The sequence below is a fragment of the Flavobacterium microcysteis genome, assembly GCF_006385255.1.
Classification (GTDB): Bacteria; Bacteroidota; Bacteroidia; order Flavobacteriales; family Flavobacteriaceae; genus Flavobacterium; species Flavobacterium microcysteis.
The window spans coordinates 121,152-144,587 of record NZ_VFJE01000050.1 but is presented as its reverse complement, the minus strand read 5'-3'; the positions used below and the strand labels follow the sequence as shown (position 1 = coordinate 144,587).

General features: G+C 36.2%; 23 protein-coding genes. 10 read left to right on the top strand and 13 right to left on the bottom strand.

Annotation, left to right across the window (positions count from 1 at the left end; translation table 11 throughout):
- Positions 1–2: 2 nt before the first annotated feature.
- From mnmG to FJA49_RS03310, 5 genes are all read left to right on the top strand, one after another.
- The gene (gene mnmG, locus FJA49_RS03330; RefSeq protein ID WP_139998844.1) at positions 3–1,874 is read left to right on the top strand and encodes a tRNA uridine-5-carboxymethylaminomethyl(34) synthesis enzyme MnmG; all 1,872 of its coding nucleotides are present in this window, start codon (positions 3–5) and stop codon (positions 1,872–1,874) included.
- Between the two features lie 10 nt (positions 1,875–1,884).
- Entirely contained in the window at positions 1,885–2,400 is a 516-nt protein-coding gene (locus FJA49_RS03325) for a hypothetical protein (protein WP_139998842.1), read from the top strand.
- Entirely contained in the window at positions 2,397–3,251 is an 855-nt protein-coding gene (locus tag FJA49_RS03320) for a class I SAM-dependent methyltransferase (RefSeq protein ID WP_139998840.1), read from the top strand. The genes FJA49_RS03325 and FJA49_RS03320 overlap by 4 nt, the downstream gene beginning before the upstream one ends.
- Positions 3,252–3,482: 231 nt before the next feature.
- On the top strand, positions 3,483–4,061 hold the full coding sequence (locus FJA49_RS03315; protein WP_139998838.1) for an OmpH family outer membrane protein: 579 nt from the start codon (positions 3,483–3,485) through the stop codon (positions 4,059–4,061).
- 91 nt (positions 4,062–4,152) lie between these two features.
- Positions 4,153–6,420 (top strand): helix-turn-helix domain-containing protein, encoded by a 2,268-nt coding sequence (locus FJA49_RS03310; protein ID WP_139998836.1) that lies wholly within the window; start codon positions 4,153–4,155, stop codon positions 6,418–6,420.
- Between the two features lies 1 nt (position 6,421).
- Here FJA49_RS03310 and FJA49_RS03305 read toward each other — a convergent pair whose 3' ends face one another.
- From FJA49_RS03305 to FJA49_RS03295, 3 genes are all read right to left on the bottom strand, one after another.
- The gene (locus FJA49_RS03305) at positions 6,422–6,805 is read right to left on the bottom strand and encodes a DoxX family membrane protein (RefSeq protein ID WP_139998834.1); all 384 of its coding nucleotides are present in this window, start codon (positions 6,803–6,805) and stop codon (positions 6,422–6,424) included.
- Positions 6,806–6,810: 5 nt separating this feature from the next.
- A complete protein-coding gene (locus FJA49_RS03300; RefSeq protein ID WP_139998832.1) occupies positions 6,811–7,959 on the bottom strand; it encodes a DNA polymerase III subunit in 1,149 nt (382 codons plus the stop codon).
- Between the two features lie 67 nt (positions 7,960–8,026).
- A complete protein-coding gene (locus FJA49_RS03295) occupies positions 8,027–8,797 on the bottom strand; it encodes a hypothetical protein (RefSeq protein ID WP_139998830.1) in 771 nt (256 codons plus the stop codon).
- A 257-nt stretch (positions 8,798–9,054) separates the two neighbouring features.
- Here FJA49_RS03295 and FJA49_RS03290 point away from each other — a divergent pair, with 257 nt between their 5' ends.
- The 4 genes from FJA49_RS03290 to FJA49_RS03275 all read left to right on the top strand — a co-directional run bounded on the left by FJA49_RS03290 (position 9,055) and on the right by FJA49_RS03275 (position 13,735).
- On the top strand, positions 9,055–10,242 hold the full coding sequence (locus FJA49_RS03290; RefSeq protein ID WP_139998828.1) for a phosphoglycerate kinase: 1,188 nt from the start codon (positions 9,055–9,057) through the stop codon (positions 10,240–10,242).
- A gap of 102 nt (positions 10,243–10,344) precedes the next feature.
- Positions 10,345–12,264 carry a LysM peptidoglycan-binding domain-containing protein gene (locus FJA49_RS03285; RefSeq protein ID WP_139998826.1) on the top strand — a complete coding sequence of 640 codons (1,920 nt, stop codon included), beginning with the start codon at positions 10,345–10,347 and terminating at the stop codon, positions 12,262–12,264.
- Between the two features lie 41 nt (positions 12,265–12,305).
- On the top strand, positions 12,306–13,277 hold the full coding sequence (locus tag FJA49_RS03280; protein ID WP_139998824.1) for a DUF4837 family protein: 972 nt from the start codon (positions 12,306–12,308) through the stop codon (positions 13,275–13,277).
- A gap of 11 nt (positions 13,278–13,288) precedes the next feature.
- Positions 13,289–13,735, top strand: a complete 447-nt coding sequence (locus FJA49_RS03275) for a GNAT family N-acetyltransferase (protein ID WP_139998822.1) — start codon at positions 13,289–13,291, stop codon at positions 13,733–13,735.
- Here FJA49_RS03275 and FJA49_RS03270 read toward each other — a convergent pair.
- The 4 genes from FJA49_RS03270 to FJA49_RS03255 all read right to left on the bottom strand — a co-directional run bounded on the left by FJA49_RS03270 (position 13,732) and on the right by FJA49_RS03255 (position 17,164).
- Positions 13,732–14,550, bottom strand: a complete 819-nt coding sequence (locus FJA49_RS03270) for an OmpA family protein (protein ID WP_139998820.1) — start codon at positions 14,548–14,550, stop codon at positions 13,732–13,734. The genes FJA49_RS03275 and FJA49_RS03270 overlap by 4 nt on opposite strands.
- Positions 14,550–16,187, bottom strand: a complete 1,638-nt coding sequence (locus tag FJA49_RS03265) for a S41 family peptidase (protein ID WP_139998818.1) — start codon at positions 16,185–16,187, stop codon at positions 14,550–14,552. Before FJA49_RS03265 ends, FJA49_RS03270 begins: the two co-directional genes overlap by 1 nt.
- A 162-nt stretch (positions 16,188–16,349) precedes the next feature.
- On the bottom strand, positions 16,350–16,745 hold the full coding sequence (gene rnpA, locus FJA49_RS03260; RefSeq protein ID WP_139998816.1) for a ribonuclease P protein component: 396 nt from the start codon (positions 16,743–16,745) through the stop codon (positions 16,350–16,352).
- 11 nt (positions 16,746–16,756) lie between these two features.
- Entirely contained in the window at positions 16,757–17,164 is a 408-nt protein-coding gene (locus tag FJA49_RS03255) for a hypothetical protein (protein ID WP_139998814.1), read from the bottom strand.
- A gap of 345 nt (positions 17,165–17,509) precedes the next feature.
- Between FJA49_RS03255 and FJA49_RS03250 the strand changes: the two genes are divergently transcribed.
- Positions 17,510–17,767 (top strand): hypothetical protein, encoded by a 258-nt coding sequence (locus FJA49_RS03250; protein WP_139998812.1) that lies wholly within the window; start codon positions 17,510–17,512, stop codon positions 17,765–17,767.
- A gap of 65 nt (positions 17,768–17,832) precedes the next feature.
- Here the strand turns inward: FJA49_RS03250 and FJA49_RS03245 are convergent, their stop codons facing one another.
- The 6 genes from FJA49_RS03245 to FJA49_RS03220 form a co-directional block, all read right to left on the bottom strand.
- Positions 17,833–18,870, bottom strand: a complete 1,038-nt coding sequence (locus tag FJA49_RS03245) for a patatin-like phospholipase family protein (protein WP_139998810.1) — start codon at positions 18,868–18,870, stop codon at positions 17,833–17,835.
- Positions 18,871–18,912: 42 nt separating this feature from the next.
- Positions 18,913–19,233, bottom strand: a complete 321-nt coding sequence (locus FJA49_RS03240) for a hypothetical protein (RefSeq protein ID WP_139998808.1) — start codon at positions 19,231–19,233, stop codon at positions 18,913–18,915.
- A 5-nt stretch (positions 19,234–19,238) separates the two neighbouring features.
- A complete protein-coding gene (locus FJA49_RS03235; RefSeq protein ID WP_139998806.1) occupies positions 19,239–19,706 on the bottom strand; it encodes a hypothetical protein in 468 nt (155 codons plus the stop codon).
- 7 nt (positions 19,707–19,713) lie between these two features.
- Positions 19,714–20,190, bottom strand: coding sequence for a M15 family metallopeptidase (locus FJA49_RS03230; RefSeq protein ID WP_139998804.1), 477 nt, complete (start codon positions 20,188–20,190; stop codon positions 19,714–19,716).
- Positions 20,191–20,386: 196 nt separating this feature from the next.
- Positions 20,387–20,815: a hypothetical protein gene (locus tag FJA49_RS03225; RefSeq protein WP_139998802.1), complete on the bottom strand. Its 429-nt coding sequence runs from the start codon at positions 20,813–20,815 to the stop codon at positions 20,387–20,389.
- Between the two features lie 2 nt (positions 20,816–20,817).
- Positions 20,818–23,418: a hypothetical protein gene (locus FJA49_RS03220; RefSeq protein ID WP_139998800.1), complete on the bottom strand. Its 2,601-nt coding sequence runs from the start codon at positions 23,416–23,418 to the stop codon at positions 20,818–20,820.
- Between the last annotated feature and the right edge of the window lie 18 nt (positions 23,419–23,436).

Here is a 23,436-nt window from a genome sequence, read left to right as displayed (position 1 = left end):
AAATGTTTCAAGAAATCTACGATGTGATTGTTGTTGGAGCCGGACACGCTGGTTCAGAAGCGGCCGCGGCAGCGGCCAATTTGGGTTCGAAAACCTTATTGGTCACAATGAGCTTGCAGAACATAGCCCAGATGTCGTGTAATCCAGCAATGGGAGGAATAGCAAAAGGACAAATCGTAAGAGAAATTGATGCTTTGGGCGGATACTCTGGAATCATTTCAGACAAAACGGCCATACAGTTCAAGATGCTCAACAAATCAAAAGGTCCTGCCATGTGGTCGCCAAGAGTTCAGAGCGACAGAATGCGTTTTGCTGAAGAATGGAGATTGATGTTAGAAAGAACGCCAAATCTTGATTTCTATCAAGAAATGGTGAAAGGTTTGATCATTGAAGATGGCAAGATAAAAGGAATCAAGACCTCGCTCGGAATTGAAATAAAAGCCAAGTCAGTTGTTCTGACAAATGGAACTTTCCTGAATGGATTGATTCATATTGGAGAAAAACAATTTGGCGGAGGTAGAGCAGGAGAAGGAGCCGCCTATGGAATCACTGAAGATTTAGTTCGTGCCGGATTTACTTCAGGAAGAATGAAAACAGGAACGCCACCACGTGTTGATGGACGTTCTTTAGACTATTCTAAGATGGAAGAACAACCAGGTGATGTAAACCCGGATAAGTTCTCCTATTCTGACGAAACAAAGCCGTTGGCACATCAAAAATCATGTTTCATGACCTATACGTCGTTACAGGTACATGATTTGCTTCGTGAAGGATTTGATCGTTCTCCAATGTTTAATGGAAGAATCAAAAGCCTTGGGCCAAGATATTGTCCGTCGATAGAAGATAAGATAAACCGTTTTGCAGATAAAGAAAGACATCAATTGTTTGTAGAACCTGAAGGATGGAATACGGTTGAAGTGTATGTAAATGGTTTCTCTACATCGCTTCCGGAAGAAGTACAGTTCAAAGCACTTCGTTCTGTGGTAGGTTTTGAAAATGTGAAATTCTTCCGTCCTGGATATGCTATCGAATATGATTATTTCCCACCTACGCAGTTAAAACATACACTGGAAACAAAATTGGTTGAAGGTTTGTATTTCGCCGGACAGATTAACGGAACTACAGGTTATGAAGAAGCAGCTTCACAAGGATTAATGGCTGGTATCAATGCGCATTTAAAAGTGCATGAAAAAGAGCCTTTAATTTTGAGAAGAGATGAAGCGTATATCGGAGTTCTTATTGATGACCTGATTACAAAGGGAACAGAAGAGCCATACCGTATGTTTACTTCCAGAGCAGAATACCGCACTTTATTGCGTCAAGATAACGCAGATTTCCGTTTAACGCCAAAATCCTTTGAGATTGGCTTGGCTTCGGAGTCTCGTATGCGTAGAATGGAGAAGAAATTGAACGAATCAGAAGCGATGGTTAATTTCTTTAAAGAGACTAGTGTGACAGTTGCAGAAACAAACCCTATTTTGGAAGAAAAAGGTTCAGCACTGATTTCACAGCCAGATAAAATGTTTAAAGTTTTTTCTCGTCCACAAATCGATTTAGAAGATATTCTGAAATTTGAAAAGGTGGCGCAATATGTACAAGACAACAATCTTGATAAAGAAGTATTAGAGCAAGCCGAAATACAGGTTAAATATTCTGGCTATATCGAAAAAGAAAAAAACAATGCTGATAAACTAACACGTTTGGAAGATGTAAAGATTCCAGAAGCATTCGATTATGATAAGATAAAATCATTGTCGCATGAAGCTCGTGAAAAGTTCAAAAAGATACGCCCGGTGACTTTATCGCAGGCATCTCGTATTAGCGGAGTTTCTCCAAGCGATATTTCTGTATTATTAATTCATATGGGAAGATAATATGTTTCACGTGGAACGAAACACTCAAAACCGCATTATCAAAGGAATTGTCTCAATTTTTTTGATAATTTTTGTTTTACAAAGCTGCATCGGAACAAAGCCGGCTTTTCTGATAGACGATTATTATGTTTCTGAAAACGGGAAAGAAGTCTTGGGAACTAAACCGCTCAATGCTTTTATTTTTGAAAATAACCTGAAGAATCTTCCCTTTGAACAATTTCTCGCCCTCAAGTACAAATTGAATAATTATCTAACAAGAGAATTTTGGATTCCGATTGATGGTGATAAGTATAAGCTCATTGTCTATGAAAATTCAGAATTTGATAAATATTTTGGTTTTTCAAACTTTGCAGTACAAAACCAAGAAAATATCGCCAACATTGTAGGAGGCCAGCCAAAATTTATTGCGATCTCAGTGATTAATGAATTTAATGAAGATTGCCTCTCCAATAAATCCATGTTTCAAAATAAAGTAACAGCCTATCTTAAAAACCTTAAAGACGAATACATCCAATTTAAACAATGATCTCAGCAAATCATAAGCATTACCAAACCGTAAAAGATAACTCTGTCTCAAAAGAAATTTTTGAGCTACTGCACGATGAAGATTTGGACATGCTCATTACTTCACCTCAACCAGAAGGTGCGGCACTTTCTAAATATTACGAAAGTGACGATTATATATCGCATACTGATGGAAAACGTTCACTTTTTGAAAAAGCATACCATTTTATAAAAAATATCGCTTTAAAAAATAAATTAAACCTGGTTAACGGCTTACAGGATAAAAAAGGAGCACTTTTAGATATTGGAGCTGGAACTGGAGATTTTCTTTTGGTAGCTAAAAATGGTGGCTGGAATGTGATAGGAGTAGAACCTAGCGAAAAAGCCAGATCTATCGCAAGTCAAAAAGGAGTGGAGTTAAAACAACAAACGGTTGATTTTGCAGACCACTCTTTTGATGTTATAACCATGTGGCATGTTTTAGAACATGTGCCTGATTTGCAAAGCCAGATAAAAGAACTAAAAAGATTGCTAAAGCCAAACGGTGCAATAATTATTGCCGTACCTAATTTTAAATCATATGATGCAAAATACTATGGCGAATTTTGGGCGGCATTTGATACACCAAGACACCTATGGCATTTTTCAAAAACAGCAATTAAGAAATTATTTCAAAACGAAAATATCGAGCTCATAAAAATCTTGCCGATGAAATTCGATTCATTTTATGTTAGCCTTTTGTCAGAAAAATATAAAACCGGAAAAATGAATTTTATTAAAGCTTTTTTTATCGGTTTGAAGTCAAATTGGAAAGCAAAGCAAAAATTTGAATATTCTTCGCATATTTATGTGCTAAAAAATGCTAAAAATTAAAATAAAAGCAGATGTTGGAAGATTTTTAAGGTTAATATGAAAAAATATTGGCTTTTTTTAAAAGTCTCTTAAATCGCCTTATTTCAATTCGTTTTTGATAGTTAGAATTTATACCCGTTTTTTAAACGATAAAATAATTTTATATAAAGAAAAAAACCGAAAATTAACACTTAGGGTATTTGTAACATTTTTTTTCTATTTTTGACCCAATTAAAAAATAAAGAACTCAGAATGAAAAAATCAATAGTAGCCATTGCAATTGCAATCTCATTATTTTCTTGCAACAAAGCTGAAGAAAAAACGACATCAGAAAAAACAGCATATATAGATACTGTAAAATTGATGGATGAATATACAGAATCAAAAGACCTTCAGGCTAAATTTGAAGAAAAATCGAAAGTTATGGGCAGAGAGCTTGAACTTGAAATTAAAAAATTCCAGGATGAAGCCGATAATTTCCGTAGAAATGCACAAGCAAATGGTCCTGAGTGGGCACAAAGAAAAGGAGCAGAGTTACAGAAAAAGGAACAGCAACTTACTTATGCTCAGCAAGCTATGAGCCAACAACTACAAAAAGAAGCGGCTGTTGAAAGAGATTCTGTAGTTAGTAAAGTGAGAAAATACATAAAAGATTATGGTAAAAAGAATGGTTATTCTTATATCTACGGAACAGGTGATGCTGCAACGGTTCTTTATGCAAAAGAAGGGTATGATATTACTGAGAAAATCGTTAAAGAATTGAATGACAATTATAAAGCTCCAGAAAAAACAGAAACAAAGGACACTGCAAAAGCTGAAGAGAAAAAATAAATTCTAAAAAATGCCTTCCTGAGTGAAGGCATTTTTTTTGGGAAATATTTCGAAAAATTGACTATTTTTCCATTTCGAAAACTACAAGCCAATGCAACCAATATCTGAAGCAGCATCGTATACGCTGAAATTCATCAACCAGACTCAGCGTTCCTTATTTCTAACCGGCAAAGCCGGAACCGGAAAAACCACCCTTTTAAGAGAAATCATACAATCCACCCACAAGAATACGGTGGTCGTAGCTCCAACAGGTATAGCGGCTCTGAATGCGGGCGGTGTTACCATCCATTCCATGTTTCAGCTTCCGTTTGCGGGATTTATACCGGAATACAACAAGACACCGCACTTTTCTGACACCATAAAATTCGAAACCAAAGACACACTTAAGCGCCATTTTAAAATGAATGGTACTAAAAAATCAGTGATCCAGAATATGGAATTGCTGATTATTGACGAAGTGAGTATGCTTCGTGCTGATCTTCTGGATGCTATTGACTTTACAATGAGGAGCATACGAAGAAAAGAGCTTCCTTTTGGTGGTGTTCAGGTGTTATTTATTGGCGATTTGTTGCAGCTTCCGCCTGTTGTTAAAAATGAAGAATGGGAAGTATTGAAAAACTATTACCGTGGAAAATTCTTTTTCCATTCTCACGTAATGCAGCAATATCCGCCCTTATACATTGAGCTTTCAAAGATTTTCCGCCAGACGGATGATAAATTCATATCGATATTGAACAATCTCCGTAATAATCAGGTAGATGCGGAAGATATCAAAAACCTAAACCATTACGTAAAGCCGAATTTTGACCTAAAGCAAAACAAGGGATATATAACCCTGACAACACATAACGCAAAAGCCGATGCTATAAACGAACAATCATTGGTTGATTTACAGGAAATGCAACGGACATTTTTACCTGAAATTATCGGGGATTTCCCTGAAAAGATTTACCCTGTAGATGAAAGGCTGAATCTAAAAGTAGGGGCCCAGGTCATGTTTGTGAAAAATGACCTTTCGTTGGAAAAGAATTATTTCAATGGAAAAATGGGTACCATCAAATCATTGTCTGAGCAAGAAATCCTGGTTCATTTTCCTGAAGAAAATAAAACAATTGAAGTAGAAAGATACGAATGGCAAAATATCAGATATTCTGTTGATCCTGATACCAAGGAAATTGTTGAGGATGTTTTAGGGACTTTTACTCATTATCCGATAAAATTAGCCTGGGCGATAACGGTACACAAAAGCCAAGGATTGACTTTTGACAAAGCTGCGCTTGATGTATCGCAGGTTTTTCTTCCCGGACAGGCGTATGTGGCTTTGTCACGACTTCGTTCGTTAGAAGGGCTTATTTTGCTTTCTCCGCTACAAATGAATGGCATTTCGAATGATTATGATGTCATGCAGTATTCCAATAACAAAGCTTCGGAAGAACTGCTGCAGTCTTCTTTGGAAAAAGAAACACAAAATTTTATTCATAACTACCTCAAAAACAGCTTTGATTGGAAAGAACTTGCACAGGAATGGAGAAACCACCAATATAGCTACAACGAGGATGCAGAAAAATCTGAAAAATCAAAGCATATGCAATGGGCAAAACGGCAGGCAGAATCTATAGGAGCGCTAACCGAGCCGGCTACAAAATTCATGCGTCAACTGGATAAGCTCTTTTTTGATGAAACGCATGATATTCAGTTTGTTTTGGAAAGAATACAGGCTGCCCATGATTATTTCTTAAAACCAATGGACCAGCTGGTACATGAAATCCTATGGAAATTGGAAGAAGTAAAACGAGTTAAAAAAGCAAAAACCTTTTTTCAGGAACTATATGCTTTGGAAGAACTGCAGACTAAGGCAGTGCTGCGATTGATGAAAGCTAAAAGACTCATAGAAATAGTAGCATCAGGTCAGGAAATCTGTAAAGAAAATCTGGATTCGCAGGAAATACGATCGTATAAATCTAAAAAACTGGATGCGATTCGCAAAGAATTCAAGAATACACATGCTACGCTGGTGGAAGATGACTATGATGAAAACCGTTATATGCCAAAGAAAAAAGAGAAAAAGCTTCCTAAGAAATCAACCGTAGAGGAAACCTACGAACTCTGGCAGCAAAACAATTCTTTACCTGAAATCGCACGTCTACGCAAACTAACTCAACAGACCATAGTGTCTCACTTTGTCAAATTGATCCAATCCGGAAAAGTCGCATTATCAGACGTACTTCCGGAAGGCATAATACAAGATTTAGCCGAAGCTTTTGAAGGCTACAACGAAGAATCTCTCAACGGATTGAAAGAAAAATACGGAAATAAATTTACCTGGGATGAATTGAAGTTATTTAGGGCTTCACAGTAAATTATTGCATAAAAAACACACCTAGAACAGCCGGAACAAAATAGATAGCAATCGTTCTGGCTCCATCATAATCTTTAGCGATTCGTTGTCCGAATAGAAGAAAAATCAGCGTAACCGCAGAAACAACAGAACCATAAAAACCAAACGTAGTTCCTTTATTCATAAGCATCTGGATGATACCGGCAACGCAAAGAATTCCTGCTACTATTTCCAAAACAAGAATAAGCATCAGTGATAGTGGTACGCTGTTTTTGATAAATGTTTTTTCAAAATGACCTTTAAGCCAGCCTACATTGCCTTGCCAGTCAATTACTTTGTCATAGCCAGATTGTAAAAAGGTTACGGCCAAAAATACTAAAATCAATATGGAAGCAGTGTTGTTCATGATTACTATTTTTTGTGGATTAATCGGGTTAGTTTTATAGATAGATCGGTGAGGATAATTTTGGCATTTCCGTTTCGTTCGATATGGTAAACGGCATCGGAAAGTTCTTTGAATATATCGTTGATATTGTTGCCATTAACAAAAGGAGCAAAGTTTTCCAGTTTGAATTTTTCAACTTTCGGCTCCATATAAACCAGGCCGGAAGCCTGATAGTTTAGCAATAACGCCTGTCTGAACATTTCGATACAAAAATGCAAAAATTTCTTTTGCGCTTCGCGCCCCAAACCGGCAATTTGTTCACTCCAGGCAATCAAGTCGTTAATGGCTGCTGCATTTCCTTTAGCACGAAAGGCGGCACGAACCCATAAAACAAACCATTGCTCAAAAGGCTGTTCTTCACTGTCTTCACGCAATAAATGCAAAGCCTTGCTAAAATTTCCTTGTGCCTGATGTGCAATTTTTTTGGCTTCGCGAGGTTCCATATTTTCACGTGAAACCAATACATCTGCAATTATATTTTCATGGATTCCGTTGAAATGCAATACCTGACAGCGGGAACGTATCGTCTGTATAATAGATTCTTCATCTTCAGAAATCAAAATAAAAAGCGTTCTTTCCGGCGGTTCCTCCAGAATTTTCAGAAGCTTGTTTGATGCTTCGACATTCATCTTGTCGGCCATCCATACAATCATGATTTTATAACCACCTTCAAATGATTTCAACGAAAGCGATTTCAGTACTTCCTGCGCATCTTCCACACGAATGAGTCCTTGCTTATTCTGAACACCAAGATATTTATACCAGTCGAATAGCCCGCCATATGAGTTTTCAAGCAAAAAGGAACGCCAGTCGGCAATAAAATCAAGACTTTTTGGCTTTGACTTCACGTCATCGGTTGAAACGGTAGGATAGATAAAATGCAAATCGGGATGCGAAATGTTATTGAATTTCAAATTGCAGGCCTCATTTTTCCCCTGATTTTCACCCCCAGAATTCTGACACAACACATATTGCGCATAGGCCAAAGCCATGGGTAATGTACCGCAACCTTCAGGACCAACAAACAGTTGCGCATGCGGAATTCGTCCGGCATCAGCGCTTTTTGTAAGATGGCTTTTGATATGTTCTTGTCCTAGGATTTCTGAAAATAGCATGGAACAAATATAGGGGAAAAACGATGAAGAGTTAGCAAGCTTCAAAAAAATGAACAGCTAAAAAAACTTATAAACTGCTTTTCAAATCATTAAACAAAAACATTTCGTTTTCCGTATTTATGGAGCCACGCCTTGGCCTGTCTAAATCTAAAGTTATATAGATCACGACTGAAGTCAAAAGACAGAATCCTAAAATATAAAATCGATCTATTTTTTTCTTAAAGCCGGAACTATAGCCGATGTAGAAGGAAATGATAATAGAAAAAAACAATAGCAGATAAACGATTGGTTCTGGAACATTTGAGTTATACGCCATGTTTGCTGTGGTCGCAGAATCAAACATACTGTTTAAGGCCGGAATCATCATATTGGAAGGCAAGAATAAATCCTTGTCTTTTGAACATAAAGAAGTTCTATTCCATAAAGACTCGCTTGTTTTTCCAGATTCCCTTAAAGCGGCATTGATTTTTTCTTCATCCCTATCAGATTCAAAATAAGCAATCCGGGAATTAAGATAGACTGCCAAATCTTTTTTGAAAGCGTTTTTTAAACTATCCGGATACGTATCAGTCCGGAGTATCACAGTTCCTATGCAATTCGCTTCATCGATAAGGCTTGCCTTTCGGTTTTCGAATCGGGAACCCGCCATTCCAAAAGTAAATGCCAAGATCAATGCCAACAATCCTAATAACGAAGATAGGATGCCGGAATTATCAGAATCTGTTTTTGTTTTTTTTACTCCAACCCGATACCCAATGTTAATCGCCAGCAGCATGGCAAAAAACAAGAAGATTACAACATATTTTGCATCTAAATCAAATAAGAAAGAGTGTTTCATAGGTTTCCAAAGAATTGATTATTTTTTTGATAATGAGGGACAAAAGGCTTTCTTATCGTATAGAAGTGGCTGGGAAATTTTTAACAAGAAATAAATGTACAAAAATTTTCAAATCAGATTTTCTTTAAGTGCATTCTCACCAATTATAACGTTTTCGCTAATGAATTAAGCTTATTTTAAATGTTTTCATATTTTTTAGTTCGTTAAAAATCATATATTTGTGAATCCAATAAAAAAACAAATAAAATATACCACTAATGAAAACTTTGAACGACTTCAATTTCAAAAACAAAAAAGCACTAATCAGGGTAGATTTCAACGTTCCTTTAGACGACAATTTTAAAGTAGTTGATGCCACCCGAATTGAAGCAGCAAAGCCAACAATTGATAAAATTCTTGCTGATGGCGGAAGCGTAATCCTAATGTCACACTTAGGAAGGCCAAAAGCAAAAGAACCAAAATATTCTCTGGAGCATATCCTGGAAAAAACTTCTGAAGTTTTAGGCAAAGAAGTAAAATTTGCAAATGACTGTATTGGTCCGGTGGCTGAAGAAGCAGCAAAAAACCTGAAACCGGGTGAAATCCTGCTTTTGGAAAACCTTCGCTACTATCCAGAAGAAGAAGCCGGAGATGTTGAATTTTCAAAAAAATTGGCTTCACTAGGAGATGTTTACGTAAACGATGCTTTTGGAACGGCACACAGAGCACATGCCTCAACTACTATTATTGCGCAGTTCTTTCCAAACGACAAATGTTTCGGAACATTATTGGCTAAAGAAATTGAAAGCCTGAACAAAGTACTTAAGCATTCTGAAAAGCCGGTAACGGCTGTTTTGGGAGGCTCAAAAGTTTCTTCAAAGATTACCGTTATTGAAAACATACTTGATAAAATCGATCATATGATTATTGGTGGAGGAATGACTTTTACCTTCATCAAGGCTTTGGGAGGAAAAATTGGCGATTCTATCTGCGAAGACGACAAAATGGAGCTGGCATTGGAGATTTTGAAGAAAGCAAAAGAGAAAAATGTCGAGATCCATTTGCCTGTTGATGTTATCGCTGCCAATGCATTTTCAAATGATGCTGAAACAAAAATAACAGATGTAAAAGACATTCCTGACGGATGGCAAGGACTTGATGCTGGTCCGGAATCGTTGGAAATTTTCAAGAAAGTCATCTTAAATTCCAAAACCATTTTATGGAACGGGCCGTTAGGCGTTTTTGAAATGGAAAAATTTTCAAAAGGAACCATCGCTTTGGGAGAATTTATTGCAGAAGCTACTGAAAAAGGCGCTTTTTCTCTTGTTGGAGGTGGCGATTCTGTTGCAGCCGTTAAACAGTTCGGTTTAGAGCCAAAAATGAGCTATGTTTCTACTGGGGGCGGGGCAATGCTGGAAATGCTGGAAGGAAAATCACTGCCAGGAATAGATGCAATAATAAGTTAAAAAACAAAATTTTTATACTAAACGTTTTAAAAGTTAGTTATAAAAAGTTAAGTTTGCAATATGCATAATTATTTGAAATATAATAAGTTATAATTTTCAGTTATGAATAAAACCAAAATAGCACTTTTTTTAGTACCCTTTTTCTCCTTAAATATTCTCGCTCAGGATGCCGTTTCTCAAGAAACCGCTCCGCAAATAACGACTCCTAAATTATCTGTTTTAGACTCTATAAAAAGCACATTTGTTGACCATGAAATTGCTTCATGTGTCGATAAGGAATGGATGGATGAATTGACCAATCAAGATCTATTCAAAGAAATGGAATTTGATATTGCTCATATAAATCCTGACGAAAAAGTAGATTATGATTTGTCTACTGATTTGTTAAAAGCCCGCTTGAAAGAAATGGACGCTAAGTCGCCTTTCAACATAGAATACAACCAGGGATTGGAAAATATCATCAAATCGTTCTTAAAAAATAGAAAAAGATCGTATGAAAGATTGATGGCGATATCAGAATATTACTTCCCAATGTTTGAGGCCGCCCTTGCCAAATATGACGTTCCGTTAGAAATTAAATATTTGGCCGTTGTAGAATCAGCTTTGAATCCACACGCAAAATCAAGAGTAGGAGCCACAGGACTTTGGCAGTTTATGTTCGCCACAGGAAAACAATACAATCTGGATGTTTCTTCCTACATTGATGAGAGAAGCGACCCATTGAAAGCTACAGAAGCAGCTTGCCAATATTTATCGAATATGTACAAAATATTTGGAGATTGGGATTTGGTTTTAGCATCATACAATGCCGGTCCAGGTAATGTTTCAAAAGCAATCAGACGTTCTGGAGGACAGCAAAACTACTGGAATATCAGAAAAAATCTTCCAAAAGAAACTCAAGGATATGTTCCGGCTTTCTTAGCTACAATGTATATTTATGAATATCATAAAGAACATGGAATTGAACCAAAAAGAGCAGCCATTAGCTATTTCGCAACTGATACGGTTATGGTAAAACGTGAAATGTCTTTCAAACAGATTTCTGACTTGTTGGATATTCCGGAAGCGCAAATCAAACTTTTGAACCCAGGCTATAAATTAGATGTAATTCCTTCCGTTAAAGGAAAAAACCATTATCTGAGATTGCCAGTTCCAAAAATTGCAGTATTCACTTCAAATGAGGATAAGATTTATGCTTATGCGCAAATTGAGGAAGACAAAAGAGAAAAGCCTTATTTTTCCAGAAAAGCAACATCGCCTACAGGCAATACAACTGAAACGGCGATTGCTTCAACAGAGGCGAGAAGTCCTTATGTAGATTATTCGGAAGAACCGGAAATTGTTAGAGGCAGCAAAATTGTTACTAAGACAAAATATCATACGGTTAGAAAAGGTGACAATATTGGTGAGATTTCTCAGAAATATGGCGTTACCGTTTCTGAAATCAAGAAATGGAACCGTTTGAAAAACAATAATGTAATGCTAGGCGCCAAGCTGAAGATCCAAACTAACGAAAGAGTGGCTACCACTGTAGTTAAGAAAACTCCAAAGCCAGCTGCTAAAACCAAAGATACTACAGAAACTGCTATTGCTGCTGTTGAAAAGCAAGAAGCAAAAACTAAAGAAGTTGCCGCAGACGATACTGAAAACAAAGAAGATGAGAAATCAGAATTTTATGTAGTACAAAAAGGCGACAATCTTAATTCGATTGCCCGAAAATATGGCGTAACCGTTGCAGAAATTAAAGAATGGAATAGTCTTGAAGATACTAATGTACTTTCAGGAAGCAAATTAAAATTGATTCCAAACGAAAATGTTCCGGTAATCGAAACTAAGGCTGAAAAAGCACAGCAACAGATTGCATCTTCAGCAAAAGTACACCAATACCTTGTTCAAAAAGGCGACTCGCTTTTCAGTATTGCTAAAAAATATCCAGGAGTTACAGTTGAAAATATCAAAAAATGGAATGATATTAGCAGCGAAAACATCAAACCTGGAATGAAGCTTAAAATCCAAGGATAATCTCCTTGGATTTTAGCTTTTCCATTGCAAAAAGCAACACAATGAAAAAGCTACTGCTGCTCGTAATTTTAGCGGCCTTTTCCTTTTCCTGCACCCAAAAAGAAGTAAAAAATTCCGATAAGCAATCCATCGGGAATACAAATTCTCTTGCTGTTTTTATTGATGACAAGCTTTGGATTGGCGAAATAGGGGATACTATCCGAAAAAAATTTGCCGCTCCTGTTGACGGACTTCCTCAAGAAGAGCCGCTTTTCACGATTAACCAATATCCATTACACGCTTTCGAAGGTTCGTTAGCCAAAAACAGAAACATTCTTTACATAAAAAAAGAGGCCAGAAATGATTTTGATATTTCTGAGAACCAATATGCCCTGCCTCAAAACCTCATCCGTATTTCAGGAAATTCTACAGCTTCTATTATTGACAAACTGGAGAAAAATGCTGCAGAAATAATTGCAAAGATGCAACAAACAGAAATTGAGGTAACCCAGAAAGAGACCCAAAAGGAGTTAATGGATAGTAAGAAGTTCAAGAATAAATTTAATATTTCGCTTCAGGTTCCAAAAACGTATAAGGTGGTGCTGGAGAAAGAAAAGTTTCTATGGCTGAAGAAAGAAATCCAAAGTGGAAATTCCAGCCTTTTAATATACCAGATTCCTTTACATGCTATCAGAAAAAGTGACGATGCGATTAACAACATCATAAAGTCGCGTGATTCTATTGGAGGACTCTACATTCATGGCACAACCGAAAACTCACAAATGGTAACGGAAGATTCTTATTCGCCCTATTTGTTAAATACAACCATAGGAGGCCTGAAAGCTTATCAGACCAAAGGGAATTGGGAACTGAGAAACGATACCATGTCCGGACCTTTTATCAACTACAGCATAATTGATCCTAAAAACAACAGAATTCTTGTCGTTGAAGGATTTTGCTATGCGCCATCGACTCCGCAAAGAGATCTGATACACGAACTAGAGTCGATAATTAAAAGTATTTCATTTTTATAAAAACAAACCCAATGTCCCTAATTTGGAAAATAAAGCCTTTTAAGGCGCTTTCTCTTGATGAACTGTATAATTTGCTGGAATTGCGTAGCGAGGTCTTTATAGTGGAGCAAAACTGCGTATATCAGGATATCGATGGCAAAGACAGGAAAGCAATTCATTTAATTGGCGAATTTGAAGGCGAAACAGTAGCGTATTGCAGGCTTTTCAAAGCAGGCGATTATTTTGACGAATCCTCCATAGGAAGAGTTATCGTCAAAGAAAAGTATCGTGATAAAAAATGGGGACACGATCTTATCCGTGAAGCGATTAAAGCAATCAAGGATAATTTTGGTGAAGAAAAAATTACGATTTCGGCCCAGTTATATCTCAAAAAGTTTTACGAAAACCACGGATTTTCCCAAACCAGTGAAGAATATCTCGAAGATGGTATTCCTCACATAGAAATGAAAAAGGCTTAAACTTTGGTTATAACCAACTCAACCCGGCGATCCAAATCGGAACCTTTGCCAAGCGGTTGGGTATTTCCATAGCCTTTAAATGTCATTCTGGTTTTTGGCACTTTTTTGAAAACCAGATATTTATACACTGCTTCGGCTCTATTCACAGAAAGCTTGCGCTTTTTGGTATGTTTATCGATGGCTTCTTTGTGAAAAGGCGGCGTGCAACACACATGTCCCTGAATTTCAAATTCCAGGTTCTTGTATTTTAAGAGTTGTCGTGCCATCCTGTCCAGTTCATTTTTTGATTTCATCGTGAGCTTGCTGCTTCCTTTTTCAAACAATAACTTTTCCAGATAGATACGGTCGCCAACAACGTGGTTTTTATGGATTTCGCTGTAAACTCCTGGGATTTCAAGCTTTTCGATAGGAATTTCTTTGAAGTTCATCACCACGTCCACACGTCGGTTTTTGGAGCGTACTTCAGAAATATTATCAATATCATCTTCAATCAAAACCCTTCCTCTTCCTTCAATAGTAACGATAATCTTGCTTTTGACTCCGTTTTCAATCAGCTTTTCTTTAATAGCATTGGCGCGATTGTTAGAAAGCTTGAAATTGTATTCGTCTTTTCCCCGGTCATCACAATAGCCATAAATGCTTATGGATTCAATCCTGACAGAATCTGTCGACTGTATGAATTTGAGAACATCGTCTACTTGATTTTCAGTCAGATTGTATTTATTCGTATCGAAATAAACAGAATGAACTACCTCTTCTTGCGCAGAGACAAATCCAAAAATAAACAGGGGGAGAAGTTTAAGGATGCGAAGCATTATTTCAGTAGTATTTTGTTGTATTCTGTTGGGTTATTTAGCAAGGCAGTAGCCTTTTTGATTTCAGAATTATTTTTGGTGTAATATTGATACAAGCCTTCTTTGTACTGATATCTTTTGATGATTTCGTCCAAAATAAGTTCTTTTATTTCTGCCTGATGCTTGTTCAATTGGGTCTCGTCGCTTTTTTGCAGGGCCGTAAGCAGCTGTTGTACTTCCACCTTGATGTCTTCGTCTATTTTTTCTTTTTTAGCAGCCTCAAGCGTTTTTTTCATCGATTGCTCGGTTTCTGTATCAAAAGCAAATTTCTGGTCTTTCAGGAATTTTTTAAAGTCGGTGTAATCCGCATCCGTAATTGTAGGGATTTTGTCTCCCATAGCCGGATTTTTATAATAGTATCGCGTCACGTAATTAAAAATACCATCGTTTTTGACCAATGCTTCCGTAATGGCGCTTAATTTTGTTTCAGACAGTTCTACATCAGGTTGGATTCCACCTCCGTCATATACGGTTCTTCCTTTGCGAGTCTTAAATGCAGTATAATTTTTTTCATCAGTACGTATTGCTTTTCCGTCCTTATCCTTGTGTGCATAATCTAATGCCTGGATACATCTTCCGGATGGTGTGTAATAACGCGAAATGGTTACTTTTACTTGTGTTCCATAAGTCAAATCGATAGGTCTTTGAACTAAACCTTTTCCAAAGCTTCTCGCACCAACAACTACAGCCCTGTCTAAATCCTGCAAAGCTCCGGCTACAATTTCAGATGCCGAGGCACTTTTTCCATCCACTAAAATCACCAAAGGAATTTCGGTGTCGACTGGAGCTCTTGATGTTCTGTAGGTATTATTGTGTTTTTCGATATGCGATTTTGTAGTCACGATTGTCTCGCCGCTTGGCACAAACAGGTTACAGATATTAACAGCCTCGCCTAATAATCCGCCCGGATTTCCTCTTAAATCCAAAATTATTTTTTGGGCACCATCTGCTTTAAGCTTTTCAAGTGCTTGTTTGGTTTCTTGTGATGCCTTGGCATTAAATTGAGAAAGAACAATATAGCCGGTTTTGTCGTCTACTTTTGAGAAGAACGGAACAGCTTTTAGGTCAACTTCCTCTAAGATTAAGGTTGTATTGTTTGTTTTGCCCTGACGGAGGTATTTTATGTCAATTTTGGCATTTTTGCTTCCTTTCAAAAGCTGTGATGCATCATCTTTAAAATCAGAAAGACTTACATCGCCAATCTGGATGATTTCATCTCCGGCTTTTAGGCCGGCCTTGTCGGCAGGATAATTTTTGTAAGGTTCCTTGATAATCAGCTTTCCTTCTTTTCTCGTGATCATGGCCCCGATTCCGGTATACTCGCCAGTGTTATTGATCTTGAATTTTACGACATCCTGTTCGTTGAAATAAACCGTATAAGGATCCAATTCCATAAGCATATTCTTGATAGCCTTATCCATCAGCTCTCCTGGATTGGTTTCGTCTACATAGTTCATGTTCACGGTTTTGAACATGGTCGTGAATATTTCAATCTGTTTTGCAATTTCAAAGAAATCATTTCTGAAACTCGCTCCAACATACAAAAGGCCTCCAGCTACGACCGGAATGATATATTTCTTTTTTAAAAATGCATACATAACTTTAAGTTTTTCTTTTTCTTCTTCGTTTCTTTCCTTTTAGGAGAAACAAGACCACTAAAATAATAATAAATGGCTAAACATTTCATCTCCATTAAAATAAACTGAATAGCATTGAATATAGGCTAGTAACGGGAATTGCTGCTTTTTTAGTATTGGAATTTAGGAATCGGTATTTTTTTCAATCTCTGGATTTATCTGAAGATGGAATTTTTCAAACAGCTGTATGGTTTTACGGTTTATATCTTCGTAGGATAGTCTTTCTTTTGTTTGGTATAAAAGCATAAAAGAATAGGAGTCGTCCAATGAATCCAGTAGTAGGTTTTTATTCAGGCGGTAGGTTTCACGGAGTACTCTTTTGAAATAATTCCGATCAACCGCTTTCTTGAAGTATTTTTTTGAAACTGAAACACCAATTTTTAATATTTGACCTTCTTCGAGAGCCTGTTTTTTATATACAAGCCGTAACGGAAATTTTGAAACCGATTTTCCTTCACGAAACATTTCATCAATCGCCGTCCTACTTTTTAATTTTTCCGATTTGGGATAGGTATTCATTCTCCTCAGTCTTACGGATAAATATTATAGACGATTTTTAAATCAGGGTAATTGATATAAAACTGGATACGATTGCCTTGTTTTTTTCGGGTAATGATTTCAATAACACAACGGTTACCACTGTTGTCGATGCAATTGAAAGTTACTGTCTTGTCTGTTTCGTTTTCGATGGTTTTTCCATAGACATCAATGTTATACAGTTGTGTTTGAGTGGAGTTAATGACAATACGGTTTTTGTCACCATCAAGGGTAATAATAAGGCTGGTGTCTTTAAAATCCGACCATTTTCCCCAATCACCTTTGGCGTTTTTTTCCATCACACTATAGCTGGAAGTCTTGAACCTGTATTTCTGGGCAAAAGTCTGCTGTGTTCCGACTACTATAAAAAATAGCACAGCCAATATTTTTAATGCTTTCATCTTGAAATTTATATGGGTGGTAAAGTTACAAATATATTTGAATTGTATTATTTCAGATGGATTGTTCGATTTGGAAAGGAACGGGACTTCTGTTTTTCCACAAGATTTTAACATAAAATTTCTACATAATCCCCAAAAATGTAGATTTTTTTTGGAATTATAAACAATTGAAATAAAGCGGTTTTAATCTTTAAAAATGATTAAAAAAAATATATAAACTTGTGATTTACAGATGTTTGTGTTTTTTGTTTAATCTGAGGGATAAAAATATTTTGTAAGGATGGCATTGAAATTGTCTTACATAATGAAAATCACGATAACCACTATAACCACAAAAAAACTACTATGAAAAAATTAATTTTAAGCGCAATTATGCTTACTGGAGTTGTAGCATTTGCACAAGAAGCACCTAAGAAAGCCACAAAAGAAGTTGTAAAAAATGCAGCATCTACAGCTAACACTGAAAAGAAAGCAGAAGCTCCTAAGGTGACAGAAGTGAAACAAGAAGCTACCGTTACGAAAAAAGCCGAAACAACCACAACTAAAACAGCCGAAGTTGCCCAACCAGCAGCTCCTGCAGTGAAAACAGCAAAAAAAGAATAGTATAAATCCTAACCGACCAACTATTTAACTAAAAACCTTTGGATGATTCCAAAGGTTTTTTTGTGTCAACTATTTTTAATCAGTTTTTTAGCAATCTCATTTAACTCTTTACGGTTTTGGTCGATATAACTCAGACCAGCTTGTATCAGTTCGTAAATGTTTTTTGATGAAACATCGTCCATTTCGGGCGAAGCATTTTTTAGAGAAGGCATTAATCGATGATAGTTTTGCCTATTCCTTGTGCCCAAAGTTTCATACATTTTTTTTAAATGATAGTCTGTGGTTTCTACGTTTGAAGAAAGCAGAATGTCAATAAGTGGTTGAATCCATTTTACTTTTCCCGCATTTTCAAATTGGCGGTACGTATAGGGCTTTAATACCTGACCCGTTCCAATAGAGACGATAATCATGTCGCTGATTTTAGGAAAATCTTTTTTTCCAGGCTGATCCAGCACTTTTGAAAATTCTATTTTCCTAGCTTCAGCATAAGCACACAAAGCGGGATTGTTGGCGTATACACCACCATCAATGAGCGTAAATTCCTGCCCATAAAGCGATTTTATATTGGCGGGCTCAAAATAGGTGGGTGCAGCAGCAGTAGCCCTGCAGATGTCTTTGGCGTAAAAATTCTCTAAATCAGAACCCGCTTCATGGCTTGTAAAAAATTTCGCTTTTCTGTGAAAGATGTCGTACGAAGTAATCAGGCAAGGTTTTGTGAAATCTTTGATTTCAAGATTGCCAAATACATTTTCTAGCTGTCTTTCTAAAGCTTTTTGTGAAATCCGCTCATTAAAAAGTCCGAACGGATTGATAAGTTGTTGCCAAAACGATACATTGAAAATACTTTCACCATGTTTGGCATAAAGGTCTAAGGCAGTTTCTACTGAATACTTCGCTTTTTTATCGCTATCGGGATAGAGTAGGATAGCGGCAAGTATTCCTCCTGTGCTGGTTCCGGCAATAAGATCGAAATAATCACCGATTTTTGCATTTGGATTGTCTAATTTTTGAAGTTGTTCTTCAATATACTTTAAAATAACGCAGGTTATGATCCCTCGGATTCCGCCTCCATCCAGACTTAAGATTTTGATTTTTTTTGACATGGCTTTTATAATTTGAGATTTGGGTGCTCATTTTGATTTTATTTAGATGCTTAGTATCACTGTTTTGATAACAGTTTGTATGATCGTGTTTTTGATATTATTAATTTTTATTTTCGACAAGCCTGCTCCTTGTAATGCTTTTAGGGCAATAAGATCCTGTTGGCTTTTCAACAACCAAGAAAATTCTTCTTCCGTCAGCGATGACGATGCTAAAAGCAAGGTCCAGCGTTCTAATTTTTCTTTTGAACCTTCCAGAAAAGCAATAATGTCTTTTTGGATTTCAGGCTTGAATTCTTTGTATTTGTCGCCTAAGAGCGTAACCAGTTGCTGTTTCAGCTCTTTTAATAATTTTTCGATATCCATGATTTCTATTTATTGCTGTTGATAAGGCCTAAAAGACCGTCTTTTGATGTCTTGTCTTTTTTGATTTCATATTGGATCAGCATGTCTATAGCTTCCATTACCTGTTTTTTTGATTCCTGAAGAAAAACAGGCGATAACGATTCTTTTTCTTTCCAGCGTTTGAAGAATCCAGACAGTAAGTTTTTTTCTTCGTCTGTTAGGAGTTTCCACATGGCAAACGTGATTTCATTGTCGGGCTTATTTTTTTCATATTCGATAAGCTTTTCAACCTGAAGGAAAAATGCTTCTGTTTCCTGCTGATTCTTTGCATACGGCGTTGTTGCTTTGTCCATTAATTTCGAGGCTTCTACTTTCAATTCGGTCGTTTTCTGATAAGAATACTGATCAAAAACTGCCGTTCTTGTCGATTCGCACGAGACTGCTGCAAATGACAGGAAAAAGAAGAGCATCATATTTTTTCTGATTGTTTTCATAGCTGTTTTATTTTAAAATTACATATCCGTTTTTGTCTTTTTTAAGCTTTGACAATGATCTCCAGCTTAAGTTTCTTTTTTCAAAGTGGGGCATATCTTTAAATGTTTTCCAATTGCCGCCCCATTCCCAACCGTGTTTGGCGAAAATTTTCACACACTCATACCAGTCGGCAATTTTGTCATTGTCCCAGTCTTTTTTAGTGTCCCAGGAAGCGTCCTTTCCGTCAATTATCAGGCAGATGTCAACAGCAAAACCGTAATTATGTATGGATTGGCCCGCTTTGGCATTCGTGACTTTTTTTCCAGGTTTTGTTCTTCCTTGTGCATATAAGGCATCTTGTTCTTCAAAAGTCCGAAGGCCTTGCGTCACCCGAATTTTTGCTCTGCCCGTCAAAGCATTGTCGCATTCTTCAATGACTTTTGTAACTTCTTCTCTAACAGTTGGATGAAGTTTTTCGATTCGTTGTTTAGTATATTTATCCATTTGTTTTCAATTAATTACATTACAAATATATGAAAAAAATCAATTAAATAAAAGAAAATAAGATTATTTTCAACTAATTAAAAAGCTATAATAAACAGATTTTTAGATTGTTGGTTTAAATGTGAGGTAAAAGGTAATAAAAAAAGCTACTCGAAAGTAGCTTAATTTTGATTGTGTTTTGATGAAATGTTTCTAGTTAAACTAATAACCATTCTGGAACTTGCTTCTTTTTGATTTGTTCAAATGAATAAAAGTTTTTGCATGTTTCATCAGTAACTAGCATATCTGGATAATCTGAAAGGATTTCATTGAAAAATTTATTCATTGAGTGATAGGTTTCGACGTTTTTAGTGTGGTCTATCCATATATAAAAATAATACCTTTTGCCATTTATTACACTACTATTTGATATATGTTGAGTTTTAAATTCATCTTTGTCAGTTATGGAAAATTCTATATAAATGTTATCGTTATCAATTCCTTTGTTTAAACCCATATCTCCTGATGATAAAGTCTTTTCTTTTGGAATAATTTCAAATTTGTTTTTCTTTCCAAACTCTATGATTTTTTTTAAAACCTGCTCTTTGTCTCTGTGTTCTAATGAAACAATTATTTTATTTCTCATTTTTAATATAGTTTTTTTAGATTATCAATTCCTTTTATAAATATTACTCCTTTTTCTTCTAATTCTTTTAGAATAGGATGGCTTAAAGTAAAAGTTCCCAAATCATCATATACAACAACGACTTTTTTCCCTAAAGGATTCATAAATCCTTCTGTAGACTTGATGTTTTGTGGCAGATATTTTTGAATTTGTATGTTTAATTTTTTAATTGCCTTTTCACTCCCCAGATTAGTTTTTGCCTCTATAATATATTTCTTAGTAGCACAATCAATGTCTCCAATGTGCATACTAGTTATTTTGTTTAAGACTCTGTTAGAAAAATCAGTAATTTCATCTGCCGCATTTTCAACTAATTCTAAAATTTTTTTTGCTACAGATGCTTCAAAAACAGCAGTCGGATCTCCCTTACTTAAAATATTATCAATATTTTTAATTATAACTTCTTTCGAAAGACCAGACCATTTTAATGCTATATTCTTAGGATTTGTCCAACTCCAGGTTTGCCCATCAAAAACAATTTGCTTTTCACTCATCAACCTTTTTTCTTTTCTTAGTATTTCCAAATATTCTTCTACAGCATTATCAGAAAGGTTCTCTAGTTTTTTGGCTAATGCATTAATTTCTTTTTTACTACCTCTGAAAATTTCTATTCCATCTTTAAGAAGCGCATAAACACCATCTTCTAATTTAACCGGAATACCCGAAAATAAAGGAGAACTAGTGGCTACCTTTTTCAGTTCGACATCAAATTTTTGGAAAAAGACCCTTAATTCGTCATTTCTAAAAATACTATTCAGCCATTTGAGAATATTTTCTAGAAAAATACCTAAATTTTTAGATTTTTCTCTAATGTAAGCAAAAATAGCTAAAAGATTTTCAAAGCTGGCAACCACTCTGTCTGAGACATTAAAGACAACCCTTTCCATGGTCTTAAAAATGTTTATCAAAGACTCTGCCAGTTTTTCAAATGCGTCTGCTACTGTTTTAGCACCGCCGGTAAACAGTATTTCCAAAATAAGTTGGATGATAAACCCGATGATATAGCCATAATAATAGGCAACCGTATCGAGATTGGGCATTTCTGCATCTTCAGTTAACCAGGTAAATATTTTGGTTGGGAGTGTAAGGAGAAATGATGCGCTTTTTGTAAAGAATTCGATTAAGGCTTTCAGGTTTTCTTTGCTAAAAAGATTCTCGAGCGTTTCAAGCATGTTTTCAATTATTTCAAAGAACAGACTAAGGTAGCTTGGCAGATTTAGTGCTGCATTTTTACCTTTTTTCTGTAAAGTGGCCAATGACTTGCAGATTATCGATAACATGTCGAAAATTCCTTTTATGGCGTCAATGATGCTGTTTATAATCCCAACGATATAGGCGTTATACAATACGAAAACAGTTTCTGCGAAATCAAGAGCCTTGCCTAATGAATCGCTTAAAAAATCCTTTACTTTTCGAAGCATATATAACAGTTGGTTGATAATCTTTTTGAAAAAATCAGCCTTGCCAACAGTTTTTTTCTTGTCTTTTAGTTTTTTTTCTAACTCAACAATTCTGTTTATTGCTTCGGCATTGATTTCTTCAGGTTTGAGCGGTTTTACCTTTTTGTTCTTTTCCTGAAGGGATTTGATGACTCCCAATCCTGGTAAAAACAAGTTGATGTTCTTTAGTGGCAAGCCATTATCATCATAATATTTCCATCGACTATCGTCCAGTTTGAGTTCCCCGATGGCTTGTGCAATCCCGTCAGAGATCCCGTGGATTCCTTCCAATGTCAAATCTGATGAAAACCGTACGACATTTTTAAAATATCCAGCAATCATTCTTTTGACCAGATAAAAACTGCTTGATTTGTCAATGATGTGGTCCTTGATAATTTCCTTCAAGGCCAAGCTTGAAACTTTTGTATTAAAATAGTCAACAACCCAGCTTAGTTTTTTGTATGGAACGCCTGATGAAGAGGTTACGTTAGCACCTGTTTTTATCCTGACTACAGAGCCAAAGATATTCATGCTGTCATGGGTTTCAATAAACAGAACTATTTCGTTCTCATATAGGGTATCAATTGATTGGTAGGCAGTTTCCAGCAGTGCCCCGTCTTTTGAGATAAAAAGCACTACTGAAAGCTTCTTTTCTATCAAAATGTCGTTCAACTGGGTTATCTTTTCCCTCTTTTTCTTCTTTATTCGCATCGCTACTATTTCTACATTTTCCATTAAGGAACCCCATGCAACGGGCATGTTATTGGTAACCCGAGCGAAATATTTTTCGCCAAACTTATAGATCCGTGTCTGTATGCTCGAATTTTGATGATAAACCGTTGCGGAATCTGATATTTCCGTAGACGAAACGACGTTGGAGACGAAGATGTAATTTCCTTCCCTATAATCGAGGATCTCACCGTCTTCAACAGTCTCGAATTCGTTAGAATTTCCGTTATGTGGTTCTACCTCTACATAGATCATTTCAGAATAAGCATTGCTTTCATTTTCATTTGTTTCATCATTTTCAATGCTGATTTCATTATTGAAAACGTAGATGTTGTTTTTTACGTCTGTAAAGGAATAATTTCCCTGATGGAGTAGTCCATATTCTGTCGCTCTCATATTTTGTGTGGTTAAAAA

Bases quoted from the DNA above. Each gene is read 5' to 3' on its own strand.
- FJA49_RS03290 (WP_139998828.1), top strand. From the start codon at position 9,055: ATGAAAACTTTGAACGACTTCAATTTCAAAAACAAAAAAGCACTAATC.
- FJA49_RS03240 (WP_139998808.1), bottom strand. From the start codon at position 19,233: ATGGATATCGAAAAATTATTAAAAGAGCTGAAACAGCAACTGGTTACG.
- FJA49_RS03305 (WP_139998834.1), bottom strand. From the start codon at position 6,805: ATGAACAACACTGCTTCCATATTGATTTTAGTATTTTTGGCCGTAACC.
- FJA49_RS03220 (WP_139998800.1), bottom strand. From the start codon at position 23,418: ATGAGAGCGACAGAATATGGACTACTCCATCAGGGAAATTATTCCTTT.
- FJA49_RS03265 (WP_139998818.1), bottom strand. From the start codon at position 16,187: ATGTATGCATTTTTAAAAAAGAAATATATCATTCCGGTCGTAGCTGGA.
- rnpA (WP_139998816.1), bottom strand. From the start codon at position 16,745: ATGAATACCTATCCCAAATCGGAAAAATTAAAAAGTAGGACGGCGATT.
- FJA49_RS03230 (WP_139998804.1), bottom strand. From the start codon at position 20,190: ATGGATAAATATACTAAACAACGAATCGAAAAACTTCATCCAACTGTT.
- FJA49_RS03235 (WP_139998806.1), bottom strand. From the start codon at position 19,706: ATGAAAACAATCAGAAAAAATATGATGCTCTTCTTTTTCCTGTCATTT.
- FJA49_RS03255 (WP_139998814.1), bottom strand. From the start codon at position 17,164: ATGAAAGCATTAAAAATATTGGCTGTGCTATTTTTTATAGTAGTCGGA.
- FJA49_RS03270 (WP_139998820.1), bottom strand. From the start codon at position 14,550: ATGCTTCGCATCCTTAAACTTCTCCCCCTGTTTATTTTTGGATTTGTC.
- FJA49_RS03245 (WP_139998810.1), bottom strand. From the start codon at position 18,870: ATGTCAAAAAAAATCAAAATCTTAAGTCTGGATGGAGGCGGAATCCGA.
- FJA49_RS03275 (WP_139998822.1), top strand. From the start codon at position 13,289: ATGTCCCTAATTTGGAAAATAAAGCCTTTTAAGGCGCTTTCTCTTGAT.
- FJA49_RS03285 (WP_139998826.1), top strand. From the start codon at position 10,345: ATGAATAAAACCAAAATAGCACTTTTTTTAGTACCCTTTTTCTCCTTA.
- FJA49_RS03225 (WP_139998802.1), bottom strand. From the start codon at position 20,815: ATGAGAAATAAAATAATTGTTTCATTAGAACACAGAGACAAAGAGCAG.
- FJA49_RS03315 (WP_139998838.1), top strand. From the start codon at position 3,483: ATGAAAAAATCAATAGTAGCCATTGCAATTGCAATCTCATTATTTTCT.
- FJA49_RS03295 (WP_139998830.1), bottom strand. From the start codon at position 8,797: ATGAAACACTCTTTCTTATTTGATTTAGATGCAAAATATGTTGTAATC.
- FJA49_RS03280 (WP_139998824.1), top strand. From the start codon at position 12,306: ATGAAAAAGCTACTGCTGCTCGTAATTTTAGCGGCCTTTTCCTTTTCC.
- FJA49_RS03250 (WP_139998812.1), top strand. From the start codon at position 17,510: ATGAAAAAATTAATTTTAAGCGCAATTATGCTTACTGGAGTTGTAGCA.
- mnmG (WP_139998844.1), top strand. From the start codon at position 3: ATGTTTCAAGAAATCTACGATGTGATTGTTGTTGGAGCCGGACACGCT.
- FJA49_RS03300 (WP_139998832.1), bottom strand. From the start codon at position 7,959: ATGCTATTTTCAGAAATCCTAGGACAAGAACATATCAAAAGCCATCTT.
- FJA49_RS03310 (WP_139998836.1), top strand. From the start codon at position 4,153: ATGCAACCAATATCTGAAGCAGCATCGTATACGCTGAAATTCATCAAC.
- FJA49_RS03320 (WP_139998840.1), top strand. From the start codon at position 2,397: ATGATCTCAGCAAATCATAAGCATTACCAAACCGTAAAAGATAACTCT.